This window comes from Acidovorax sp. A79 (assembly GCF_041154505.1).
Classification (GTDB): Bacteria; Pseudomonadota; Gammaproteobacteria; order Burkholderiales; family Burkholderiaceae_C; genus Acidovorax.
The window spans coordinates 1,247,408-1,268,987 of sequence record NZ_AP028672.1 but is presented as its reverse complement, the minus strand read 5'-3'; the positions used below and the strand labels follow the sequence as shown (position 1 = coordinate 1,268,987).

Below are 21,580 nucleotides of genomic sequence, written 5' to 3'. Positions count from 1 at the left end.
GGCGGCCCTTGCGCGGCGGCCTTGGCAGGGGCCGCGCCAGTTTCACGGGCTGCTGTTAACGCCCGAAGCAATAGCAATCTGATGCCCACACTTCTTCCTATGATCGAATGGAGCCGCCAGGGCCAGATTCAACAAGTCCAGTGGCGCTCCGAGAGCGGTGCCCCGGCCCCGCGCCGGGTCGTCACCGCCGACGATACCTTGGCCGCAGACACGGCCTACCGCATGGCCTGTGAAGGCACCGGCCTGTTGTGGCAGGGCGACTTCCAGAACGCCCGCATGCTGCTGCAGGCGCTGATGCGCCGGGCCGATGCCAGGTCCGGCAAGGGGGGCAAGTCGGCCAGACCCCGCAAGTCCGCCGCCAGGGCGGCCGACAAAGCCGCTGCCGCCACCCCGGCCGAGGCCTTTCACCTGCACCGCCAGGCGCAGGCGCAGCGCGCGCGGGTGCTGGCGTCGGTGCTCATCCCGCTCGAAGGCGACTACGGCATCGACCTGCGCCGTGCGCCCGACTGGCGCCAGGCGTGCACCGAGGCCTGGGGCCCGGCCACGGGCGAGCGTTCGGTGGCCACGCTGCGCGAGCTGCTGGGCCTGGTGGGCGCGCACGAGTGGCGCAAGAAAGGCGTGGAAGTGCCCGCCCTGGGTGCGCCGCCGCTCAACCGCATCCACCCGCACTACGGCGTGTTCTCGCCCGTGCGCGGCGAATATGTGGGCCTGGTCGCCGACACGGCGCTGCCCACCAAGACACTGGCCTTTGACATTGGCGTGGGCACCGGGGTGCTGTCTGCGGTGCTGGCGCGCCGTGGCGTGCAGCGCGTGGTGGCCACCGACCAGGACCCGCGCGCCCTGGCCTGCGCGCGCGAGAACCTGCAGCGCCTGGGTGTGCTTGCCCAGGTGGAACTGCTGCAGGTCGACCTGTTCCCCCCGGGGCGCGCGCCGCTGGTGGTGTGCAACCCGCCCTGGGTGCCGGCCCGCGCCAGCTCGCCCATCGAACACGCGGTGTACGACGAAGGCAGCCGCATGCTCAAGGGCTTCCTGGCGGGCCTGCCGGAGCACCTGGAGCCAGGCGGCGAAGGCTGGCTGATCCTGTCGGACCTGGCCGAGCACCTGGGCTTGCGCCCGCGTGAGCTGCTGCTGCAGTGGATTGCCGATGCGGGGCTGGTGGTGCGGGGCCGGCACGATGTGAAGCCGGGCCATGCCAAGGCGGCAGATGCGGGCGATGCGCTGCATGCGGCCCGCGCGGCCGAGGTCACGTCGCTGTGGCGCCTGGCCGCCGCCTGACGGACGGCCCGTCTCCACTCCATTGCCCCGGGGCGTCTAGGACTGCGCGTGCCGGGGCAGCAGCTGCTCGAACCTTTCGCGCAGGCTTGCGGCCCGTTCGGCACCGGCGGCAAGCGCCACTTCCTCGAACATGGCCTCGCCCACGTCCAGCATGCTCGTGCGGTCCTTGGCGGCGCGCAGCGCCTGGCGGAACTGCTCTGCCAGCGTGGGGTCGCGGCGCGCGAACAGCCGCTCACAGGTGTCGAAAAGGTACATGCGCGCACCGGCGAGCGAGCGCAGGGATTCGCCAGGCTCCGGGCGCTGGACCGATGGCCCGCCTGGTGGCGCGGTGCTGGGCGAGGGCGCGGCGGAGGGCAGCCCGGCCGCGGGGCCGGCCAGATAGCCCTGGCGCATGAGGTTGTCGACGATCTGCGCGCCGATGCCGTTGTACATGGCCTGCAGGTCCGACAGCGATTTGCCGTCGACCAGCAGCAGCAGAGAGCGCTCGCGCAGGCTCAGGGTGCGGACGCCGGGCAAGAGTTCCAGGCGGGCTTTTTCGGTTTTTTGTAGCAGCATGGGAGCCTCCATTCACGGGTGGATGGCGGCGATTGCATCAGTCCGCCGTGACGCGGTGATGACCTCGCTGCCGCACAATGGCGGGCTGCTCCCCGGCCGTGCAGGGCCCTGGGGGGATGGATGCTATATATTTAATAGCTGTTAGCGCTTGTGCATCAAGCATTGTGGCCCTTTTTGACTCATATCCTGGCTGTGTGCCGGCCGCGCCCTGTGCGGGGCGCAGGGCGCGGCGGCCTTTCTCGCGATGACCTTGCTGCTTGCCCCCATGGAGGGGCTTCTGGATTTTGTGCTGCGTGATGTGTTGACCCGCGTGGGCGGGGTGGACCGCTGTGTCTCCGAGTTCATCCGCATCACCGGCACCCTGCTGCCCGACAAGGTGTTCCTGCGCTATGTGCCCGAGCTGCGCAACGGCAGCCGCACGCTCGCGGGTGTGCCGGTGCGTGCGCAGTTGCTGGGCTCCGATCCGGTCAGCATGGCCGAGAACGCGGCCCGCCTGGCGGACCTGGGGCCCGAGGGGATCGACCTGAACTTTGGATGCCCTGCCAAGGTCGTCAACCGCCATGGTGGCGGCGCCGCGCTGCTGCAGGAGCCCGAACGCATCGCCGCCGTCGTGGCCGCCGTGCGCCGCGCGGTGCCTTCGCACCTGCCGGTGTCCGCCAAGATGCGGCTGGGCTTCAACGACACCGGGCTGATGCGCGAATGCGCCCAGGCGATGCAGTCGGGCGGCGCCGCCGAGCTGGTGGTGCATGCGCGCACCAAGGCCGATGGCTACCGGCCCCCGGCGTACTGGGAGCACATTCCCGCCATCCGCGCGGCGGTGCAGATACCGGTGGTGGCCAATGGCGAGATCTGGACGGTGGCCGATGCGCTGCGCTGCCGCGAGGTGTCGGGCTGCGCCACGCTCATGCTCGGGCGCGGCATGGTGGCAGACCCGGGGCTGGCCCGAGCCATCCGCGCGGCCGATGCGGGCCGGCCTGGTTCGGACACGGTGGCCTGGAGCGACCTGCTGGCGCACATCGCGGCCTTCTGGCAACTGGTGTGCGAGGACCTGGAGCCCCGCCAGCGCGCGGGGCGCCTCAAGCAGTGGCTCAATCTGCTGCGCAGGCGCTTTCCGGAAGCCGAGGCCGCCTACCAGCACGTGCGCACGATGACGGACCAGCGGGCGATCACCGCCTGGGTGGAGGCGCTGCGGGCCGGGGACTAGCTGTTGATTCTCAGGAGGTTGTTCATGGCCGGAATGCGGCTGATGGGCGGCTGATGGTTGAGAGCGGAGTGTGGTCGACACCAGTTGTAGCCGTCAATGAATGGCTGCAATGCAGCTTGGCGCTGGGCTGAACTCTCGTAGGGTCTGGCATAGGCCCATTCGCGCAAACTGGTCTGCACGAAGCGCTCGGCCTTGCCGTTGGTCTTGGGCGTGTAGGGCCGTGTTCGGATGTGCCGGATGCCCAGTTCCTGGCAGGCTGCCCCGAAGGTGTTCTTGTAGCCCGCGCCGTTGTCGGTCATGACGCGCTCGATGCGCACGCCCAGGCTGGCGTAGTAGTCCACGGCCTGGCGCAGGAACTGCACGCAGCTCAGGGCCGTCTCATCGCCCAACACCCGGGCGAAGGAGACCCGGGAGTGATCGTCGATGGCCAGATGCACGGCGTCCCAGCCGATGCCTCGGTTGCGGTGCTGGCGCTGGCCTGTGATTCGGTGGCCCACGCCCTGGATGCGTCCCAGGCGCTTGGTGTCGATGTGCAGCAACTCGCCAGGGCTGGCCCGCTCATAGCGGCACACGGGCACGGGCGGTTGCAAGGCGCTCAAGCGGCTCAAGCCCAGGCGGGCCATGTGCCGGGCCACGGTGGACAGGCTGCGGCCGCACTCGCGGGCGATGCGCCACAACGGCAGGCGTTGTCGGCGGTGCAGTTCGAACTGGCTCACCTGTTCGGGGCGGCAAGCTGTGGGGCTGTGATGCGGTCGCGAGCTTCGATCACACAGCCCTGCTGTGCCTTCGGCCCTGAAGCGGGCCAGCCACTTGAACCCGGTGCGGCAGCTCACGCCCATGGCCTGGGCGGCCGCTGTCACGCACCAGCCTTCGTCCAATACCCTGCTGACCAGCAGGGCTCGACCCGCAGCCGTCAAGCGGGCATGCTTATGACTGTTCATCCGTCTCTCCTGACTTGAGTTGCTTGGCCTGGTAACCACAGCTTCCCAAATCCGAGACGGATGAACAACCTATTGAGACATCACAACTAGCCGCGCATCACTGCGCGGTGCCGCAAAGAGGCGCCTGGACAGGTGCCTAGAGCAGGTGGTCGGGCGCCAGCGGGCCCAGGAGCTGCAGCATCAACCGCAGCGGGGCGCTGGCGTCGGGTTCGGACGTCGCGTCCGCCAGGCCGCTGCCCTCGGGCGCGCGCCATACAAGGTGGCCGTCGTTCAGCTGCACATGCCAGGCGACCTCGCGCAATGCGGCCTCGATCTGCGCGGTGGCGCGGCGCGACAGGTCGCCGCTGCGGATCAGCAGCGCGATTTCCGTGTTCTGGCGCTGCGACCGGATGTCCAGGTTCATCGAGCCCACGGCCAGCAGGCGGCCATCCAGGATCAGAAGCTTGGAATGCAGCATGGCCCGCGAGCTGCCCACGGCACCAGAAGCGCCTGCCTTGCCGCCCCCGCCGGTGCTGCCCGTGGAGCCCAGGGCGCCCCGCAGCACGCCCGTGAGTTCGCTGCGCATCTCATACAGCTCGACGCCCATGGCCAGCAGGTCGGGGCGGTGGCGCGCATAGCCTGCGTGGGCAATGGGCGCATCGTTGGAGGCGAGCGAGTTGGTGAGCACCCGCACCCGAACGCCGCGCGCGCGCGCCGCTGCGAAGGCCTGTTTCATGTCCGGGCCGGGCACGAAGTAGGGCGAGATGATGAGCAGATCCTGCCGTGCCTGCCCCATCAGCTGCAGCAGGCCGTCCACCACGGTGTCGGTCTGGGCATCAAGGGCTTCGGCGCCGGGCACCCCGGGCGCGGCGGAGGCGGTGGAAGGTGGGTTGGGGCCGGGGAGGGTGCCGCTGGCGGTGTCCGTGCCACGTGCAGGCACTGGCGCCGATGCCACGGCGCCAGCCGTCGCCGCACGCGGCCCGCGCGAGGTGATCGCCATGGGGGATGCCCTGGCGGGGGCTTTTTCCGGCAGCGCACCCGTGGACGTACCGTCTGGGGGGATCTTGGCGGGCTTGTCCACCAGCACCGCCGCGGGGGCCCAGGTGAACTGCGCTTGCGCCAGGTCCATGGGCTGGTAGTCCCAGATGCGGGCGCGTTGCGCGGTGGTGGTCTGGCTGCCGTATTGCACCGGCTGGCTGTCGGGCGCCAGGGTGCCGCCCTGGCCGGCGATCCGGTCCCGCCGCGCCGCGTCGGAAGTGCGCGTGCGCTCGCGCAGGGTGTCAAGCTCCTGCTGCGTGACGAGCGACTGCACGGGATAGGCGCGCTCGTTGTTCCAGTAGCTGTCGAAACTGCGGGAGAGGTCCTGCACCACCGGCCCGGCCGCCAGCACGTCCAGATCCACGAAGTTGCCGGAATCGGCGTTGCCGAAGTACGCGTCGCCCAGGTTGCGGCCACCCGTCACGCCCATGGCGTTGTCGGCGATGAAGAGCTTGTTGTGCATGCGCTGCTGCACGCGGGAGAAATCCCCCAGCGCGCCCAGCATGCGCCCCAGGGGCGAGCCGCGCGCACCCGTGAGCGGGTTGAACATGCGCATCTCGATGTTGGGCACGAAGGCCAGCCGCATGACCTGCGCATCGCGCCCCGTGCTGTGGAAGTCGTCCAGCAGCACACGCACACGCACGCCGCGCTGGGCCGCCGCGATCACGCCCAGCAGCAGGCGCTCGGTACTGGCGTCAGCGTGGATGGCGTAGTACTGCAGGTCCAGCGTCTTCTGTGCGGCGTCGACCAGGGCGAGGCGGCTGCTGTAGGCCGCCTGGGGCCCGCTGAGCAGCAGGAACCCGGAAGGATGGCGGCCGCCCGCCGACGCGCGGCGCGTTTCCACCAATTGGCCCAGGGCCGTGTCCGCAGGCGACGCCAATGCGCTCGACACCGGCCGGTCCACATCCTTGGGCAGGCCGGCGCAGCCGGTGATGGCGCTTGCAATGCACATGGCCAGGACGGCCAGCCAGCCATAGCGGGCGGTGGTGCCCAGGAACGGCGCTGGAGCGGCGGGAGCAGGGGGCAGTGCAGGCATGGCGCGATTGTGACCGTGCGGCGCCGCTCGCGCTTGTCAGACGCGGCGCCAACGCAGCCACGGTGGCGACCGGGTGGATGCGGGCGCATCGCTGTGCGGTGCCCTGGCGCCGCGGCGGCTACCAGCTCACTTCGCGATCGGGTGTGGCGCTGATCTTGTGGATCGACAGGTCCGCACCGTCGAACTCCTCTTCCTGCGAGAGCCGCAGGCCGACCGTGCTTTTGAGAATGCCATACACCACGAAGCCGCCCGCCAGTGCCCAGGCCACGCCCAGGGCGGTGCCGACAAGCTGGGCGGAAAAGCTCACCCCGCCGAGCCCGCCCAGCGCCTTGCTGCCAAAAATGCCCGCCGCCAGCCCGCCCCAGGTACCGCACAGGCCGTGCAGCGGCCAGACACCCAGCACGTCGTCGATCTTCCACCGGTTCTGCGTGAGCGTGAACATCAGCACAAAAATGGCGCCAGCCACCGCACCCACCACGAGCGCACCCAGCGGGTGCATCAGGTCGGAGCCCGCGCACACCGCCACCAGCCCCGCCAGCGGGCCGTTGTGGACGAAGCCGGGGTCATTCTTGCCCAGCACCAGGGCGGCCAGCGTGCCGCCGACCATGGCCATCAGGGAGTTCACTGCCACCAGGCCGGAAAGCTTGTCCACGGTCTGCGCGCTCATCACATTGAAGCCGAACCAGCCCACGACGAGCACCCACGCGCCCAGCGCCAGAAACGGAATGTTGGAGGGCGGGTGCGCGGAGATGGCGCCATCCTTGCGATACCGGTTGGCGCGGGAGCCCAGCAGGATCACGGCAGGCAGGGCGATCCACCCTCCCATCGCGTGCACCACGATGGAGCCTGCGAAATCATGAAACTCCTCGCCGGCGAACCCTTTGATCCAGGCCTGCACGCCAAAATGCTGGTTCCAGGCAATGCCCTCGAAGAATGGATACACAAAGCCGACGATGACCGCCGTGGCCATGAGCTGCGGCCAGAACTTGGCGCGTTCCGCGATCCCCCCCGACACGATGGCCGGAATGGCCGCTGCAAAGGTAAGCAGGAAGAAGAACTTCACCAGTGCATAGCCGCTTTGCTGCACGAGCGACTCGGCCCCCACGAAAAAGTGCGTGCCGTAGGCCACGCTGTACCCCACGGCAAAGTACACGACCGTGGACACAGAAAAATCCACCAGGATCTTCACCAGCGCATTCACCTGGTTCTTCTTGCGGACCGTGCCCAGCTCCAGAAAGGCAAAACCGGCGTGCATGGCCAGCACCATGATGGCCCCCAGAAGAATGAACAGGGCATCCGTGCCCTGTTTGAGTGCTTCCATAACGTCCTCTTGCAGTAAATTGATCCGTTCTGGTGCGGTTTGAGTGGGTGCACCAGACTTGCACCAAGTTGAAGCAAGAAACGTGCCATAGGTTGGTGCGTGGCTTTTGCACGCCTTGGGGCGGTGCGGCCGAAGGCGATCGCGAGGGCCGGATTAAAAACTATCCCGACCCTGGACCCGTGCCAGGACGCGAAGGTCCGGTCCGATCATCTCTGCGGATGTGAACTGCAGCGCAAGCCCGTCCGCCAGCGCATGGAGCGGGTCCAGGTTCGCCATGCCCAGCCCGGGGCCCAGCAGGCGAGGGGCCAAGTACACAAGCAGTTCATCGACGAGGCCTTCTCGGACGAGGGATCCATTGAGCTTGTGGCCTGCTTCCACATGCAGCTCATTGATTCCCCGCTGGCCAAGGTCTTTCAGCATCGCTGCCAGATCCACTTTGCCGCTTGCATTGGGCAGATGGATCACCGTGGCACCGCGAGCTTCCAAGGCGGCCTTCTTTTCCTTGCTTGTGTTGGCTGTGTAGACAAGGCAATCACGTCCGCCCATCAGCAGGTTGGCATGCGGGGGCAGCTGCAATTGACTATCCACCAAGACCACATGGGGCTGGCGGGGTGTAGGTACTTCCCGGACGTCCAGGCGGGGGTTGTCGTCCAGCACGGTGCCAATGCCGGTCAGAATGGCACAGGCCCTTGCCCGCCAGGCATGCCCATCCGCGCGCGCCGTGCGCGAGGTGATCCACTGGCTGGCGCCGTTATGAAGCGCCGTGGTGCCGTCCAGGGACGCTGCCGTCTTGAGCCGCACCCATGGCGTGCCCCGAACCATGCGGCTGAAAAAACCGATGTTGAGTTCGCGTGATTCTTCTGCCCCTGGGCCCACGACAACCTCGATACCCGCCGCCCGCAATCGCTCGAATCCGTGGCCTGCGACCAGAGGGTTGGGGTCGGTGATGGATGCCACCACTTTTGCAATCCCGGCTTCGATCAATGCATTGCAGCATGGACCGGTGCGGCCATGGTGAGAGCATGGCTCCAGGGTGACATAGGCGGTGGCACCGCGCACGTCGCGGCCAGCTGCTGCGGCATCGCGCAGCGCCATAATTTCTGCATGGGGGCCACCAGCACGCTGAGTGAATCCTCGGCCCAGCACCTCACCGTCGGGAGCGGTGATGACACAACCAACGCGGGGATTGGGGCTGGAAAGAAAAAGCGCCTGGGCGGCTAGCCCAAGCGCTTGGTTCATGGGGGAGGGCACTGCAACGATCATGGCCCTGGATGGTAGCGGCGCTTACTTACGCCAACAATCTGCGATGGTCGCGCCACCACTGAGGTTATCGTTTCCCTGGGTGCTGGTGTGCGTCAGTGTGTAGTCTCCGCACTTGTCGCCTACTTGCGCTCCTTTGCGTGTGGCAATCAATGTGAATTGAGTTGCTGAATTGGTGACGCCTGCTTTGAAGCCGATGGTGTAGCGTTTTGTATTGTCTGTAGCCCACGTAAGTGCGGCAGGCGGAACATTGGCCCCCGCCGTGGGGTAGTTGCCCGTGGCTGTGGCTGCGCGCTCCATCCACTGCTGCGCCTGCAGCAAGCCAGCGCGAGCGTCGGCGCGGTGTCCGCGTCGGATGTATTCGACATAGCTGGGGTAGGCGATGGCCGAGAGAATGCCTACGATGGCCACCACGATCATCAATTCAATCAGCGTAAAGCCATGGTGTTGGCGCTTCATAAAAGGGGTGCTCCTGCAATGGCCGGTTACTGCATCTGACGCCAGCTGGGGCGCATGGACTGTTCAGGCAAGAGGGCCATATCTTCATTGTCATCCTGGTATTTGCCCGTGCCATCAGGCTTCTTGCCGGTTAGTCGCATTTTCTCCCCCTTTTTGATCATGGTTTGAGCGCCTGCCGTGACTGACATGCGCGAGGCGCCTTGGTCAGCTGTCAGGTTGTATTTGCCATCTCCATTGGTGTCCATCACCTGTACGCTCGGTTTCTTGCCATCCATGACATTGATGAGCGTTAGGTACTGGCGCTCTTTGTCTACCGTGCCCGCCTCGCAGGTTTCCACGGCAGGGTCAAGCCGGGAGCCCTTGGCCGGCACTTGCGTAAACACAGTCAGTAGATTGCTGCCGTCGTAGAACTCGATAGGTTTGAGTAGTCGTTCACGGGTTTGAGGCAGATCCATGTACCAGCCACTATTGGTTCCCCAGTTCAGGACGGTGGAATCAGTGATGGTCCAGAACTCATGCCCATCGCGGGTATTCACAGACGATGTGGGAATGGAGCGTTGAACCAGGCTCGATAGCGCAACCGGCGTCGGTAAGTCATCGGCTGATTTCACAAGCTTGTTACATGGCACATCTGAGGATGATGCGCAAACCTCCACCCGATCTTTCTTGGTGCCCACTAACTTATAGCGTGCGTTGTCCAGCACGGAGTACAGAGTCTGCTTGTTTGCATTGACCGGAGTGTTCGGGTCAAGCGGCGTGCTTGAGTTGTAAGTTGCTATGTTGCTGCCGGTGCCAAAAGCTACCATCAGCCCGCCGACCGAGACGGTTTCTTTCTTTCCGCCGCCAATATCGATTTCCTTCTTGCGGTCATTCGCTCGAACGGTCGGCACGGTAGTGATGGGCTGTGCCAGTGTGCGCGAGTCGGGCGAACCTTCCGTGCCGCCCATGGCGGTGAACAGTGGTACGCCGTTTGTCGTGTGATTGGTTGTGGTGGCCGCAGACGTTCCCCAGCGTGCAACCCCCCAACCAGCATCGTCGTCGCTGGTGAGCAGGAATTTCCACATGTTGCCCTTGAGGTCGCCTGCATAGGCCACATCGGGGCGTCCATCGCCATTGATGTCAACCAGACGCGGAGACGACAAGCCGTTGTCCGTCGTACTGGTGCTGGCATCTGTGGCCGTGGTGCCCGTGGCCACCAAGCGCAATAGCTTCTTGTCGCCATCCAGATATTGCACCAGCAGCACGGGGCGGCTACTCTTGCTGTTGTAGCCATTGCCCATCACCGCAGCCCAGCGGTTGTTGTTCAGACGCACGATCTGCGAGGTGCGTTGCGGATTGGCCTCGTCCATGACGGGTTTGGCGAAGATGTGGCCCATGTCGGCGAGTGCCAGGCATGCCTCTTTCTTGTCCGCCGGAGTAATGGCAGCGTTTTCGCAGTCTGCCACGCTGGCTGTGGCTTCGCTGGCATGGCGGGTCTTGTCCATCACCACCAGTTGCTGTGCATTGTCTTTGGTGAAATTGCCTGTGTTGTCACCCGCAATGTTGCCTGGATTGGTCACATCCAGCACAAAGAAACCTTTGCCGCCTGCTCCCAAAGCACCCACAAGAAGGGTGCGCCAATCGGGGACGTAGGCAGGGTCTGTGGGGAGGCTAACACCCATATCCACATCGCCGGTCATGGGGGAGCCGTCCACATAGTAGCGATGGTTCTGGTTGAAACTTGGGTCCGTCAAGCGGCCTACGGCAGGTAGGACTCCACGGGGCACATAGGCCAGTTTCTCGACGCCGTTCTGGGCCGAGAAGCCATGCAGCATGCCATCGTTGCCCCCTACATAAATCATGGGCAGCCGGTCCTTTTGCGCACGCGTGAATGCGGAATAACCCTTCCAGGCATAGTTGCTGACAGGGGCGGCTACGTACCAGACCTCGGAGTTCACGATGTCACCCTGGCGAGACTTGCGTTGCCGGAATGGGTTGCTCGTGGGGTAGCTCACGGGGTTTTCCGTGCCTTCCTTACTGCGGTCACCGCGCACATAATTCAGCCGGTCTTGCCCTTGCGCATCTGCGGTTCCATCACTCTTCAGATGAAAGTAGCCTTTTTGCGCAGTGCTCAGGTTGGTTTCGTCGCTGGCCCATTCGAATTTCACACCGCCTTTTTCCTGGCCTGTCGCTGCATCGATCACCTTGTTGCTCCAGCTCAGGATCACGCGATTGCTTACGCTAAAACCAGCGTCGTCCAGCAAGGTCGCCGTGTTTTTTCCAGCCCATCCCGCTGCGGGCTCGGTGGTGCCGTTCTTCTTCACGGTCTCTGCATCAACCCAGCCTCTCCAAGCCTCTTTGGGCATGTAGTTGGCAACGTACTTGCCCACGTCGTTGCGGGACACATTGCTGCCGCTGGTCGCGGTGGAGCCCAGATCTGGATCGTTCTGGGTGCCAATTTGTTGGATGATCATGCGGAAGGCGGTCTCCAGATCCTTGCCTTTCTCTACAGCAAAGAAGCGGCCGCGACCATTGAGGGCGGCATGCCACAAATCCAGCGAGCGCCGGTCTTCGTCACCCATGCCTGGCCATGTCTTGTCGCCTTTGACCAGCAAAGGGAAGTCCCCATCAAAGCCGAAGGGCACCATCTCCGTAGGGCGGGTGATGTTGTATTTGGCATCCGAGAAATCGGTTCGCCATTCGTAGGCCATTTTGCTGAACCCAATGGTGTAGGTCACCATATGGGGCCACGTGGCTGGGTTGTACTTGGGGTTCCAGTACTTCGGCAGGTTAACTCCCCCGATCAACTCGGTTGGAGGTGCCTTGTCATAGTCGGATTCCGTGGTGATGCCGCCGCTCAGGTTGGCAGGGTCTTGGAGCTTATCAGACCAACTTTTGAACGCCCAGTCTGCCAAGGTGTTGTCCGTGCCATCACGGTACAGCTTGGTAAAAGCGGTTGTTCCGGTCGATGTGGCAGACCCGTATTTAGTGGTATCAGGCAACGTCAGCGTGGAGGGGGTGTCGATATTGCCGCCTGCTGCATAGGTGGCCTCATAGTTGTTCCACCGCCCGTCGGTCATCACGATGTGGTAGTTGCGGCGGCAGCCCAGATACTCTGCGGTGGCACTGCTGTCACCAGGCTTGGAAGCCCAAGGGCCATTGGCACTAAGGGTGCGGCGCATATAGCCATCGGCTTGCTTGAACATGCGGTGGGTTGGCGTCCCATTGCCAGGAGTCAGCTTGTCAACAAAGGTCTGGAAATTGGTGCGATGGGTGCTGGACAGCGGTCGCATCGAATTTTCACCCATGGTGGCGCTGTCTACGCTGGTTGCGCCCGCAGCGCCTCGCCAGTTGCCGTCACTGTCCTTCTGTCGAGCACCAACACCAGGCGATGCTCCGTTGTTCCACATCACTTGCCAGGCTAGGCGGATCTTCCCATCGGGGACCAAGGAGAGGTCATTGAAAACGTTCTTCAGCGCGTACTTCAGCACATTGATACGTTTGGTCGAGATAGGCCACACACCATTGGCATCAGGAGCTGTCTCGTTGGTCCCTTGAACACTTTCTACGTCCTGGCGGAAATTCATACTGCCCGAATCATCCACCGAGATGATCACGTTCGGGGCCACGTAAGGCGTCACCGTCCCCGGTGGCGACTGCGCCAGGTCAAGCGCCCAACTGCCTTGGGGCATCAGGGCTGTGCCAACCGCCAGTGCGAGCAATGTCTTCTTGAAGTGAGGGTGCGAATGCTGTGTATTGCGGGGCATGTATTGCTCCTGGAGAAATTAGGGTGAAATTGACCTTTGGCGCTTATGTGGAAAGCGTGTGGCGCTATTGTTTTGGTAGTATTTCTAAATCAATCCACTAGCTTCTGACGGGCGTAGGTTTGCTGTAGGACTACGCGGGTGATAGGCACATCAGAGCCGCCTTCGGTCTTGAGCTTGCGTCCGTGGGCCACGGCAGTGATGCGGTACACCACGCTGGGTTGCAGGTTGAGCGGCAGATTGCTGGCGCCGCCAGCAATCAGGCGTGATTTGTCGGCATCGCTGTCATAGGGGAGTACCTCAATCCAATACCAGCCGCCTTCGTTGTTCCGGGTGGCATCTGCCCCTTTGTTGCCTATTTGCAAAATGGGGTTGCTGGCGCTACCGGCGTCGGCGCCTGAGTATTGGCCATAGCGTGCGCCGATGCGGTTGCCATCAGCGCTGGCCATCATTTGTTCGAGTGAGACGTCTTCGCCTTGCGTGGTGACATCTGCGGTGCTGCCGGTGTTATTCCAAAAGTCCTGCCGGCCTGGGCGCTTGAGGCAGAGTGCATCAATGCAGCGAGGGCCGGTTGTAATGCCTTCCAGTTGCGCAAGCAAGGCTGCAGCCTCCTTGGCCTCCAAAGGGATTTGCGCCTGATTGGTTCTGCCGAAGCGGCAAGCGGTGGCAGTGGGGACTCGGCAGTCGCTGCCGTCGGCTTTCTCACCTCGGATATCGAGTTCCGCATCAAGTAGCAGGGCTTGTGCGGCTTCAAAGGCTCGCTGATAGTCAGCATCATTGCCAACCACCATCTCGTTGAACATGGAGGTGCGCGAAGCCCACAGTGCCAACAGCATGGAGAGCATGACGAAGACGATGACAACGATCAGCGAGATACCGCGTTGGTTCTGCCGTGGATGTTGAAACCGGAGGGGCTGCATGCGTTGCGTGAACATGATCTGTTTTGAGTAAGTCAACCTGCCAGCCCTTGGCTGCGCAGTTGGTAGACGTTGCGGAACACCATGTGCATGCGCCGGGCTCGTTGTGTGCCGATGGCACTGCCGCTCATATCAGTGGATGCGGCGCTGGACATATCGACGGTGGTGGTGCCATCGCAGTCGGTATAAGTGCTGCCAGTGGGAAGGTCGATGGCCTCGTTGCCATACAGCACCAAGCACACTTCGACGGCAAAGACTTGCGGCCAGCCTGTAGCGCCCACTGTGGTGGCATTGACATAGCGCATTTGGGGATTGCCTGTGCCCGCAGCTGTTTGCATAAGGTAGCGCACCTGAAAGTTGGCGACGTTGCGCACAAGGGCCTGCGAGTTGGCTGTGCCAGCGCAGTGCAACTCATTGTTTTTGAGCACGAAGCGGCTTTGCACCAAGGCATTCGTACCGTTTTCTCCCAGGCAGTTGCGTTGCAGGGAGGCTTGGCTCGCGGGTTCTACACGCGGTGTGGTGTAGATGGACTCTTGATAGTTGCGGTAGCCAGTGGTGAGCTTGTACTCGGTTGCGCTAGGCGAGTCTTTGCCATTCAAGGTGTCTGCGGCTAGGTTGAAGATACTGCCGTCTCCGAGGGTAGCGACAAAGTCCGTTTCGAAGGCTACACGGTCGCCCACCAGCGTTGGGGAACTATCGCCCTCGACCTTGGCTGCTGACAGCTTGAGCTTGAGTGAGCCTGCCTGACGCAGTTGCTGACCCATGACGCGGAAGGCATAGGACGCTTGCTGCTGAATGTCGCTGGCATCGCTGACTGTGCCCGAGACCCCGCGTGACACCATGAGCGCGCCCATGGCCACTGCAATGGTGAGCAGGCCGATGACGATTCCGACCAGCAATTCAATCAAGGTGACGCCGCGTTGAAGAGCAGGCCTTGGGTGGGTGTATTTCATGGGGTGCATTTGTCCATCATGATCTGGGGCCTGGGCAGAAGTACTGGACGGCGACATCTGCGAAGTACGGTGCGCAGCGGCTGCTGACAGGGATATATTGCAGATGGCAAGTAAAGTCGGCCGGGCAGGTCGTTGCGGCAGAACCATCACCACCAAGGGCTGTTGATGTTGTGCTAAGGGCATCTTTGTAGGCAGCCCTGTCTGTCGCATCATTAATGCTGCGCTCGTTCTCGCGCCAGCCAATCAAGACACCTAGTTGGCGGCGGTTGCCTGCCGTGTTGTCACCCGGTGCGAAAAAGACGCTGGCATTACCTTGGGGCAGTGCACGTTCTACGGCACGTTTCCATTCGCGGATCTCGTAAGCGGCGAATTCGGCGTGGGTGCAGGTGCCGCCGTCGCAGAGCTTGGATGCCTGCGCGGTGGTCGTTCCACTTGAGCGCCAGCCAAGAGCGTAGTTGCTGATATTGCCTAGGGCATTGGGATTGACTTTGAGGCGCTCACCGAGGTCCTCTGTCAGTCTCACAGCCTGCGCGCGGCGCACACTGGTCGATGTGTCGGTGAGTGTGCGCATCTGCACACCAAGAATGCCCAGGATGCCTAAAGCTGCAACGACGATGGCTACCAACGATTCGATCAAGGTAATGCCGCGTTGCGTTTCAAGGAATGTATGTCGCATAGGATTCAGTTGGTACACGGAATATCGAGGGGGTCGCTGGTGACTCTGATGCGCCCGCCGGAATTCATGCACAAGCCGCGTGCCGCAGGGTTGCTGGTGCCTTTGTCATAGGGGACCAAAGAAAAACTGAAGCCAAGAGGGCCGACGATTTTTCCCCATCGATCAAACTCAATGCGCGCGCCATCTATTTTTCGTGTGACTTGTAAATTCGCTGACGTATCGAATCGCTGCAGGATTTCGCTAGCTTGGCAGCTGTTGTTTTTGTTGGCATCGGCACATACACGCCAGCCGCAATCCCAGTCATTTACGCCGGTTGCCGTCGTGCAGCCATTAGTGTTGTTGGGGATTTTTTCAAGAATCACGTTTCCTCCGCGTTTGATGGCTTCGGAGCGTGCGTAGTAAATTGAAGACTGCAGTCCCTCTACTGCTTGGCGCACGCGCCAGCGCTCAATCAAGGGGGTGAAGCTGGGGGCGGCCAAGGCTACGAGAATCGCCAGAATGGCCACCACCACCATCAATTCAATGACGGTAAAGCCGCGTTGAACTGGGGTACGCGGTGTTCTCAGGGGCGAAGGCGGTGCAAACATAGAGGACGATCCTAAGAAATCTGGCGGCGCAGCGCCATGTGTCCGTGACCAATGGCTTGTGAGTGACGATGAGCGGCAGCTACTTCCGTGTGTACCCCCGGCATGCACCGGCGTTATGCATCCCCTTGCATTCCCGGTACATCCGCCGATCGCGCTCGGCGGATGTTTCTTCGGAGGTGCTGCGCTGATAAGTGACCTTGTTCGCGCCTTTCTTCTTGGGGGAGGTGCGGGATGTGATCGTTGGGTCGCTGGAAGAGCGTTTGGCCAGGGCGGTGCCGGGGCTGGTGATCAGGAGCAGGGCGATGCCGGCGGCCAGCAAGGCGTGGTGGGCTGCGGTGGGTGGGGAAGGGGCATGAAATTGCGTCATGGAAGGCTTTCAAGGGCGGTGCAAGGGGCTATCGGAGGGGTAGGTCGCTGTCTGCAGGGGCTTGGTGAGGCAAGAAATGCATGCGGGGTTATAATCGACAAGTTTTGCATGGTGCAAGACGCACGCCTGCGGCCGTTCCAGCTGCTGGCGCAAGTAAAAATCACGGTCCGGCAATCCGTTGCGGGCCACATTCAAGGAAAACTATGATCGCATCCTCCATCAAGGCCGAAGTCGTCAAGGCCAATGCCCGTGCTGCCAACGACACTGGCAGTCCAGAAGTGCAAGTGGCCCTGCTGACGGCCCGCATCAACGAACTGACCCCTCACTTCAAGACGCACGCCAAGGACCACCACGGTCGCCGCGGCCTGCTGCGCATGGTGAGCCGCCGCCGCAAGCTGCTGGACTACCTGAAGGCCAAGGACGCTGACCGTTACACCGCGCTGATCGCCAAGCTGGGTCTGCGCAAGTAATCTTCATTGCATGCGAAAACGCCTGGGTTAGTCCGCTAGCTCAGGCGTTTTTTACTTCGGAGCCGCAAAACAGAGCGAAGCTGTGTCATTCCAATGGGGTTGCCGCCGCAGTGCAGCAGGCAGGTCCACTGGAATGGCATCGTGTTCTGAATTGCTCTCCGCCGCAGTCTGGTAGAGCGCTACCAGCTATTAAAAAAGGAGCTGAACATGAGCATTTTTAACAAAGTCACCAAGACCTTCCAATGGGGCGACAAGACCGTCGTCATGGAAACCGGCGAAATCGCACGCCAAGCCTCTGGCGCCGTGTTGGTGAACATTGATGACACCGTGGTGCTGGCCACCGTGGTGGCATCCAAGGGCGCCAAGCCCGGCCAGGACTTCTTCCCCCTGACGGTGGATTACATCGAGAAGACCTACGCCGCCGGCAAGATCCCCGGCAGCTTCTTCAAGCGCGAAGCGAAGCCCAGCGAGCACGAAACGCTGACCAGCCGCCTGATCGACCGCCCGATCCGCCCGCTGTTCCCCGAAGGTTTCTTCAACGAAGTGCATGTGGTGATCCACACGGTGTCGCTGAATCCCGAAGTGGATGCTGACATCGCTGCCCTCATCGCCACCAGTGCGGCGCTGGCCATCTCCGGTATCCCGTTCAACGGCCCCATCGGCGCCGCACGCGTGGGCTACATCAATGGCGAATACGTGCTCAACCCCGGCCAGACGGCGCGCAAGAGCTCGCAGATGGATCTGGTCGTGGCCGGCACCGAAGCCGCCGTGCTGATGGTCGAATCCGAAGCCCAGCAACTGTCCGAAGAAATCATGCTCGGCGCCGTGGTGTTTGGCCATGAGCAAGGCAATGTGGCCATCAACGCCATTCATGAACTGGTGCGCGATGCTGGCAAGCCCGTGTGGCAGTGGGAAGCGCCCGCCAAGGACGAAGCCCTGATCGCCAAGGTGGTTGCGCTGGCCGACGACAAGCTGCGCGCCGCCTACCAGATCCGCAACAAGCAGGCTCGCACCCAGGCCTGCCGCGAGTCCTACGCCGCCGTGATGGCCGCGCTGAAGGCCGATGGCGTCGAGTTCGATGCCGTGAAGGTCGAAGGCATGCTGTTCGACATCGAGGCGGGCATCGTGCGCAGCCAGATCCTGGCCGGCGAGCCCCGCATCGACGGCCGCGACACGCGCACTGTGCGCCCCATCGAAATCCGCAGCAGCGTGCTGCCGCGCGCCCATGGCTCGTCGCTGTTCACGCGTGGCGAAACCCAGGCGCTGGTCGTGACCACGCTGGGTACCGAGCGCGATGCGCAGCGCATCGACGCCCTGGCTGGCGAGTACGAAGACCGCTTCATGATGCACTACAACATGCCTCCCTTCGCCACGGGCGAAGTGGGCCGCATGGGTTCGACCAAGCGCCGCGAAATCGGCCACGGCCGCCTGGCCAAGCGTGCCCTGGTGGCTGTGCTGCCCACCAAGGAAGAATTTCCCTACACCATGCGCGTGGTGTCGGAAATCACCGAATCCAATGGCTCTTCGTCCATGGCTTCGGTCTGCGGCGGCTGCCTGTCCATGATGGACGCCGGCGTGCCCATGAAGGCCCACGTGGCGGGTATCGCCATGGGCCTGATCAAGGATGCCAACCGCTTCGCCGTGCTGACCGACATCCTGGGTGATGAGGATCACCTGGGCGACATGGACTTCAAGGTGGCGGGTACCACCGGCGGCATCACCGCGCTGCAGATGGACATCAAGATCCAGGGCATCACCAAGGAGATCATGCAGGTCGCCCTGGCGCAGGCCAAGGAAGCACGCATGCACATCCTGGGCAAGATGCAGGAAGCCATGGGCGAAGCCAAGACCGAGGTGTCCACCTTCGCGCCCAAGCTCTACACCATGAAGATCAACCCCGAGAAGATCCGCGACGTGATCGGCAAGGGCGGAGCCGTGATCCGTGCGTTGACCGAGGAAACGGGCTGCCAGATCAACATCGAGGAAGACGGCACCATCACCATCGCGGCCACCGACGCTGCCAAGGCGGACGAAGCCAAGAAGCGCATCGAGCAGATCACGGCCGAGGTCGAGATCGGCAAGATCTACGAAGGTCCCGTGACCAAGATCCTGGACTTCGGCGCGCTGATCAACCTGCTGCCCGGCAAGGATGGCCTGCTGCACATCAGCCAGATCGCCCATGAGCGTGTCGAGAAGGTGTCCGACTACCTGACCGAAGGCCAGATCGTGAAGGTCAAGGTCATGGAGACCGATGAGAAGGGCCGCATCAAACTGTCGATGAAGGTGCTGGCCGACCGCCCGGCGGGTGGCAGCGATCGTCCTGCTCCCGCGGAGCGCGGTGACCGTGAGCCTCGCCGTGACCAGGGGCGCGACGGCGGCCGCCAGCCGGCGGAGCAGCAACAACAACAGCAATCCCTGCCTTCGGACAACGGTTCCGGGCAGATCGTGGGCTGAGTTGGTGATTTGCTATTGATTTTGTAGCTGCTGGCGCCTGTGAAAAGGGTGTTGGCAATCAAAATCACTCAAACCAACCAACCAACTGTCCAAGGAATCGCAACATGCGTGCTGTCGAGATCACATCCTTTGGTGGGCCGGAGGTGTTGCAGCTGGGGGAACGCCCCATGCCGCAGCCGGGCGCCGGCGAGTTGCTGATCCGTGTTGCCGCCAGCGGGATCAACCGCCCTGACGTGCTGCAGCGACTGGGGCACTATGCTCCGCCGCCCGGCACCTCGGACCTGCCGGGCCTGGAGGTCGCGGGCGTGGTGGAGTCGGGTGATCCTGCTGCCATGGCGCAGGCGGGCATTGGCGTGGGCGACCGCGTCTGTGCCTTGGTGGCGGGCGGGGGGTATGCGCAGTGGTGCGTGGCACCTGTCGCGCAGTGCCTGCCCGTGCCCGAGGGCTTGAGCGACGTCGAGGCGGCATCGTTGCCGGAAACGTTCTTTACAGTGTGGAGCAACGTCTTCGACCGGGGGCGTCTGCAGGCGGGCGAAAGCCTGCTGGTCCAGGGGGGCACCAGCGGCATTGGCGTGACTGCCATACAGCTGGCGCGGGCGTTCGGAGCGACCGTCATTGCCACGGCGGGCAGCGACGACAAGTGCGCGGCCTGTCTGCAGTTGGGGGCCCACCATGCCATCAACTACAAGACGCAGGACTTCGTGGCGGAAGCAAAGCGCATCACGCAGGCCAAGGGCGTGGACGTGGTGCTGGACATGGTCGCTGGCGACTATGTGGCGCGCGAGGTGGAGTGCGTGGCCGAAGACGGGCGCATCGTCATCATCGCGGTGCAGGGTGGTGTCAAGAGTGACTTCAATGCGGGCCTGGTGCTGCGGCGCCGGCTCACCATCACGGGTTCCACCCTGCGCCCGCGTCCCGTGGCATTCAAGGGCGCCATCGCCCGCGCGTTGCGCGAGCATGTGTGGCCTTTGCTGGCGCAGGGGAGGGTGCGTCCCGTCATCCACAGCACGTTTGCTGCGGCGGATGCCGCCAATGCCCATGCCCTGATGGAGTCGAACCAGCACATCGGCAAGATTGTTTTGACGTGGTGACCATGAACAGCAAGAAAAAACTCATTGCAGGCAACTGGAAGATGAACGGCAGCCTGGCTGCCAACGATGCCCTGTTGAAAGGCATCATTGCCGGCCTTGAGGGCGCGGCCTGCGACGTCGCTGTCGCCGTGCCTGCTCCGTATCTGGCGCAGGCGCAGTCCGTCGCGTTCGGATCCGTGGTGGCGATTGCCGCCCAGGATGTGTCGCAGCACGATGCAGGGGCGTACACCGGCGAGGTCTCGGCTGCCATGCTGAAGGAATTTGGCGTGCGCTATGCGCTGGTGGGGCACTCGGAGCGCCGCCAGTACCATGGGGAAACCGATGTCGCCGTTGCCGAAAAGGCGCAACGGGCACTGGCCGCGGGCATCACGCCCATTGTCTGTGTCGGCGAGACCCTGCAGGAGCGCGAGGCCGGCCAGACCGAGGCCGTGGTCAAGCGTCAGCTGGCGGCGGTGATCCATCTCAATGGCCATTGCATCAGCGAAGTGGTGGTGGCATACGAACCGGTCTGGGCGATCGGCACGGGCCGCACGGCCACGCCCGAACAGGCGCAGGCCGTGCACGCGGTGCTGCGTGCGCAGCTGTCTGCGGCCAGCGAGCACGCCGACCGCATCCGCCTGCTGTACGGTGGCAGCATGAATGCCGTCAATGCGGCGCAATTGCTTGCGCAGCCTGACATCGATGGCGGCCTCGTCGGGGGGGCATCGCTGAAGGCGCCCGATTTCCTGCAAATTATTGCGGCTGCCCGTTGAGGCGGCCCTTCCAGCTATTCAATCAGGAGTGAACAGAGAATGAACGTGATCGTGAATGTGGTTTTGGCGGTGCAGATGCTGACGGCCCTGGGGATGATTGGCCTGATCCTTGTCCAGCATGGCAAGGGTGCGGACATGGGGGCGGCATTTGGCAGCGGCAGTTCCGGAAGCCTGTTCGGCGCCAGCGGCAGTGCCAATTTTCTGTCGCGCACCACGGCAGTCCTGGCTGCGGTGTTTTTTGTCGCAACGCTGGCGTTGGCCTACTTTGGCAATGCTCGTCCCGCCAGTTCGGGCAGCGTGCTGGAAAGCCCGGCTGCTGCAGTGCCCGCGGGTGCTCCTGCGGCCTCGGCTTCGGATGCTGTTGTGGCTCCTGCGGTGCCCGCTTCAGGCGCCGCGCAGATCCCCACCAAATAATCTGCACTAAATTGGGCTTCGTAAGCCGAAGCAGGGTTTTTCCGGAGTAGAATTCTGGATTGTCTGGAAAGCCAAAACCGCAAGGTTC

General features: G+C 63.2%; 19 protein-coding genes. 7 read left to right on the top strand and 12 right to left on the bottom strand.

Annotated features, from left to right (window positions below):
- The first annotated feature begins 99 nt into the window (after positions 1–99).
- The gene (locus tag ACAM51_RS05705; protein ID WP_369643776.1) at positions 100–1,275 is read left to right on the top strand and encodes a methyltransferase; all 1,176 of its coding nucleotides are present in this window, start codon (positions 100–102) and stop codon (positions 1,273–1,275) included.
- Positions 1,276–1,311: 36 nt separating this feature from the next.
- Here the strand turns inward: ACAM51_RS05705 and ACAM51_RS05700 are convergent, their stop codons facing one another.
- On the bottom strand, positions 1,312–1,830 hold the full coding sequence (locus ACAM51_RS05700) for a hypothetical protein (RefSeq protein WP_218295532.1): 519 nt from the start codon (positions 1,828–1,830) through the stop codon (positions 1,312–1,314).
- Positions 1,831–2,074: 244 nt separating this feature from the next.
- On the opposite strand from ACAM51_RS05700, the gene ACAM51_RS05695 reads away from it, so the two are divergent.
- A complete protein-coding gene (locus tag ACAM51_RS05695) occupies positions 2,075–3,034 on the top strand; it encodes a tRNA dihydrouridine synthase (RefSeq protein ID WP_369642971.1) in 960 nt (319 codons plus the stop codon).
- Here the strand turns inward: ACAM51_RS05695 and ACAM51_RS05690 are convergent.
- The 11 genes from ACAM51_RS05690 to ACAM51_RS05640 form a co-directional block, all read right to left on the bottom strand.
- Positions 3,031–3,975, bottom strand: a complete 945-nt coding sequence (locus tag ACAM51_RS05690; RefSeq protein WP_369642576.1) for an IS481 family transposase — start codon at positions 3,973–3,975, stop codon at positions 3,031–3,033. The two genes, ACAM51_RS05695 and ACAM51_RS05690, sit on opposite strands and share 4 nt — an antisense overlap.
- Positions 3,976–4,111: 136 nt before the next feature.
- Entirely contained in the window at positions 4,112–6,028 is a 1,917-nt protein-coding gene (locus tag ACAM51_RS05685; protein ID WP_369642970.1) for a phospholipase D-like domain-containing protein, read from the bottom strand.
- Between the two features lie 118 nt (positions 6,029–6,146).
- Positions 6,147–7,349, bottom strand: coding sequence for an ammonium transporter (locus ACAM51_RS05680; RefSeq protein ID WP_218340149.1), 1,203 nt, complete (start codon positions 7,347–7,349; stop codon positions 6,147–6,149).
- Positions 7,350–7,502: 153 nt separating this feature from the next.
- A complete protein-coding gene (gene ribD, locus ACAM51_RS05675) occupies positions 7,503–8,588 on the bottom strand; it encodes a bifunctional diaminohydroxyphosphoribosylaminopyrimidine deaminase/5-amino-6-(5-phosphoribosylamino)uracil reductase RibD (RefSeq protein WP_369642969.1) in 1,086 nt (361 codons plus the stop codon).
- Between the two features lie 45 nt (positions 8,589–8,633).
- Entirely contained in the window at positions 8,634–9,068 is a 435-nt protein-coding gene (locus ACAM51_RS05670) for a type IV pilin protein (RefSeq protein WP_369642968.1), read from the bottom strand.
- A gap of 26 nt (positions 9,069–9,094) precedes the next feature.
- The gene (locus ACAM51_RS05665; protein WP_369642967.1) at positions 9,095–12,814 is read right to left on the bottom strand and encodes a pilus assembly protein; all 3,720 of its coding nucleotides are present in this window, start codon (positions 12,812–12,814) and stop codon (positions 9,095–9,097) included.
- A gap of 89 nt (positions 12,815–12,903) precedes the next feature.
- Complete coding sequence (locus ACAM51_RS05660; RefSeq protein WP_369642966.1) at positions 12,904–13,746, bottom strand: PilX N-terminal domain-containing pilus assembly protein; 843 nt, start codon at positions 13,744–13,746, stop codon at positions 12,904–12,906.
- Between the two features lie 17 nt (positions 13,747–13,763).
- Complete coding sequence (locus ACAM51_RS05655; protein ID WP_369642965.1) at positions 13,764–14,681, bottom strand: PilW family protein; 918 nt, start codon at positions 14,679–14,681, stop codon at positions 13,764–13,766.
- A 16-nt stretch (positions 14,682–14,697) separates the two neighbouring features.
- Complete coding sequence (gene pilV, locus ACAM51_RS05650; RefSeq protein ID WP_369642964.1) at positions 14,698–15,357, bottom strand: type IV pilus modification protein PilV; 660 nt, start codon at positions 15,355–15,357, stop codon at positions 14,698–14,700.
- A gap of 5 nt (positions 15,358–15,362) precedes the next feature.
- Positions 15,363–15,944, bottom strand: a complete 582-nt coding sequence (locus tag ACAM51_RS05645; protein ID WP_369642963.1) for a GspH/FimT family pseudopilin — start codon at positions 15,942–15,944, stop codon at positions 15,363–15,365.
- 79 nt (positions 15,945–16,023) lie between these two features.
- Positions 16,024–16,311, bottom strand: a complete 288-nt coding sequence (locus tag ACAM51_RS05640) for a hypothetical protein (protein WP_369642962.1) — start codon at positions 16,309–16,311, stop codon at positions 16,024–16,026.
- Positions 16,312–16,514: 203 nt separating this feature from the next.
- Here ACAM51_RS05640 and rpsO point away from each other — a divergent pair, with 203 nt between their 5' ends.
- From rpsO to secG, 5 genes are all read left to right on the top strand, one after another.
- Positions 16,515–16,781: a 30S ribosomal protein S15 gene (gene rpsO, locus ACAM51_RS05635; protein WP_005793232.1), complete on the top strand. Its 267-nt coding sequence runs from the start codon at positions 16,515–16,517 to the stop codon at positions 16,779–16,781.
- A 207-nt stretch (positions 16,782–16,988) separates the two neighbouring features.
- Positions 16,989–19,235, top strand: coding sequence for a polyribonucleotide nucleotidyltransferase (gene pnp / locus ACAM51_RS05630; protein WP_218295520.1), 2,247 nt, complete (start codon positions 16,989–16,991; stop codon positions 19,233–19,235).
- A gap of 104 nt (positions 19,236–19,339) precedes the next feature.
- Complete coding sequence (locus ACAM51_RS05625) at positions 19,340–20,326, top strand: NAD(P)H-quinone oxidoreductase (RefSeq protein ID WP_369642961.1); 987 nt, start codon at positions 19,340–19,342, stop codon at positions 20,324–20,326.
- 2 nt (positions 20,327–20,328) lie between these two features.
- A complete protein-coding gene (tpiA, locus tag ACAM51_RS05620; RefSeq protein ID WP_218340156.1) occupies positions 20,329–21,078 on the top strand; it encodes a triose-phosphate isomerase in 750 nt (249 codons plus the stop codon).
- A gap of 39 nt (positions 21,079–21,117) precedes the next feature.
- Positions 21,118–21,492, top strand: coding sequence for a preprotein translocase subunit SecG (gene secG / locus ACAM51_RS05615; protein WP_218295517.1), 375 nt, complete (start codon positions 21,118–21,120; stop codon positions 21,490–21,492).
- Positions 21,493–21,580 lie beyond the last annotated feature (88 nt).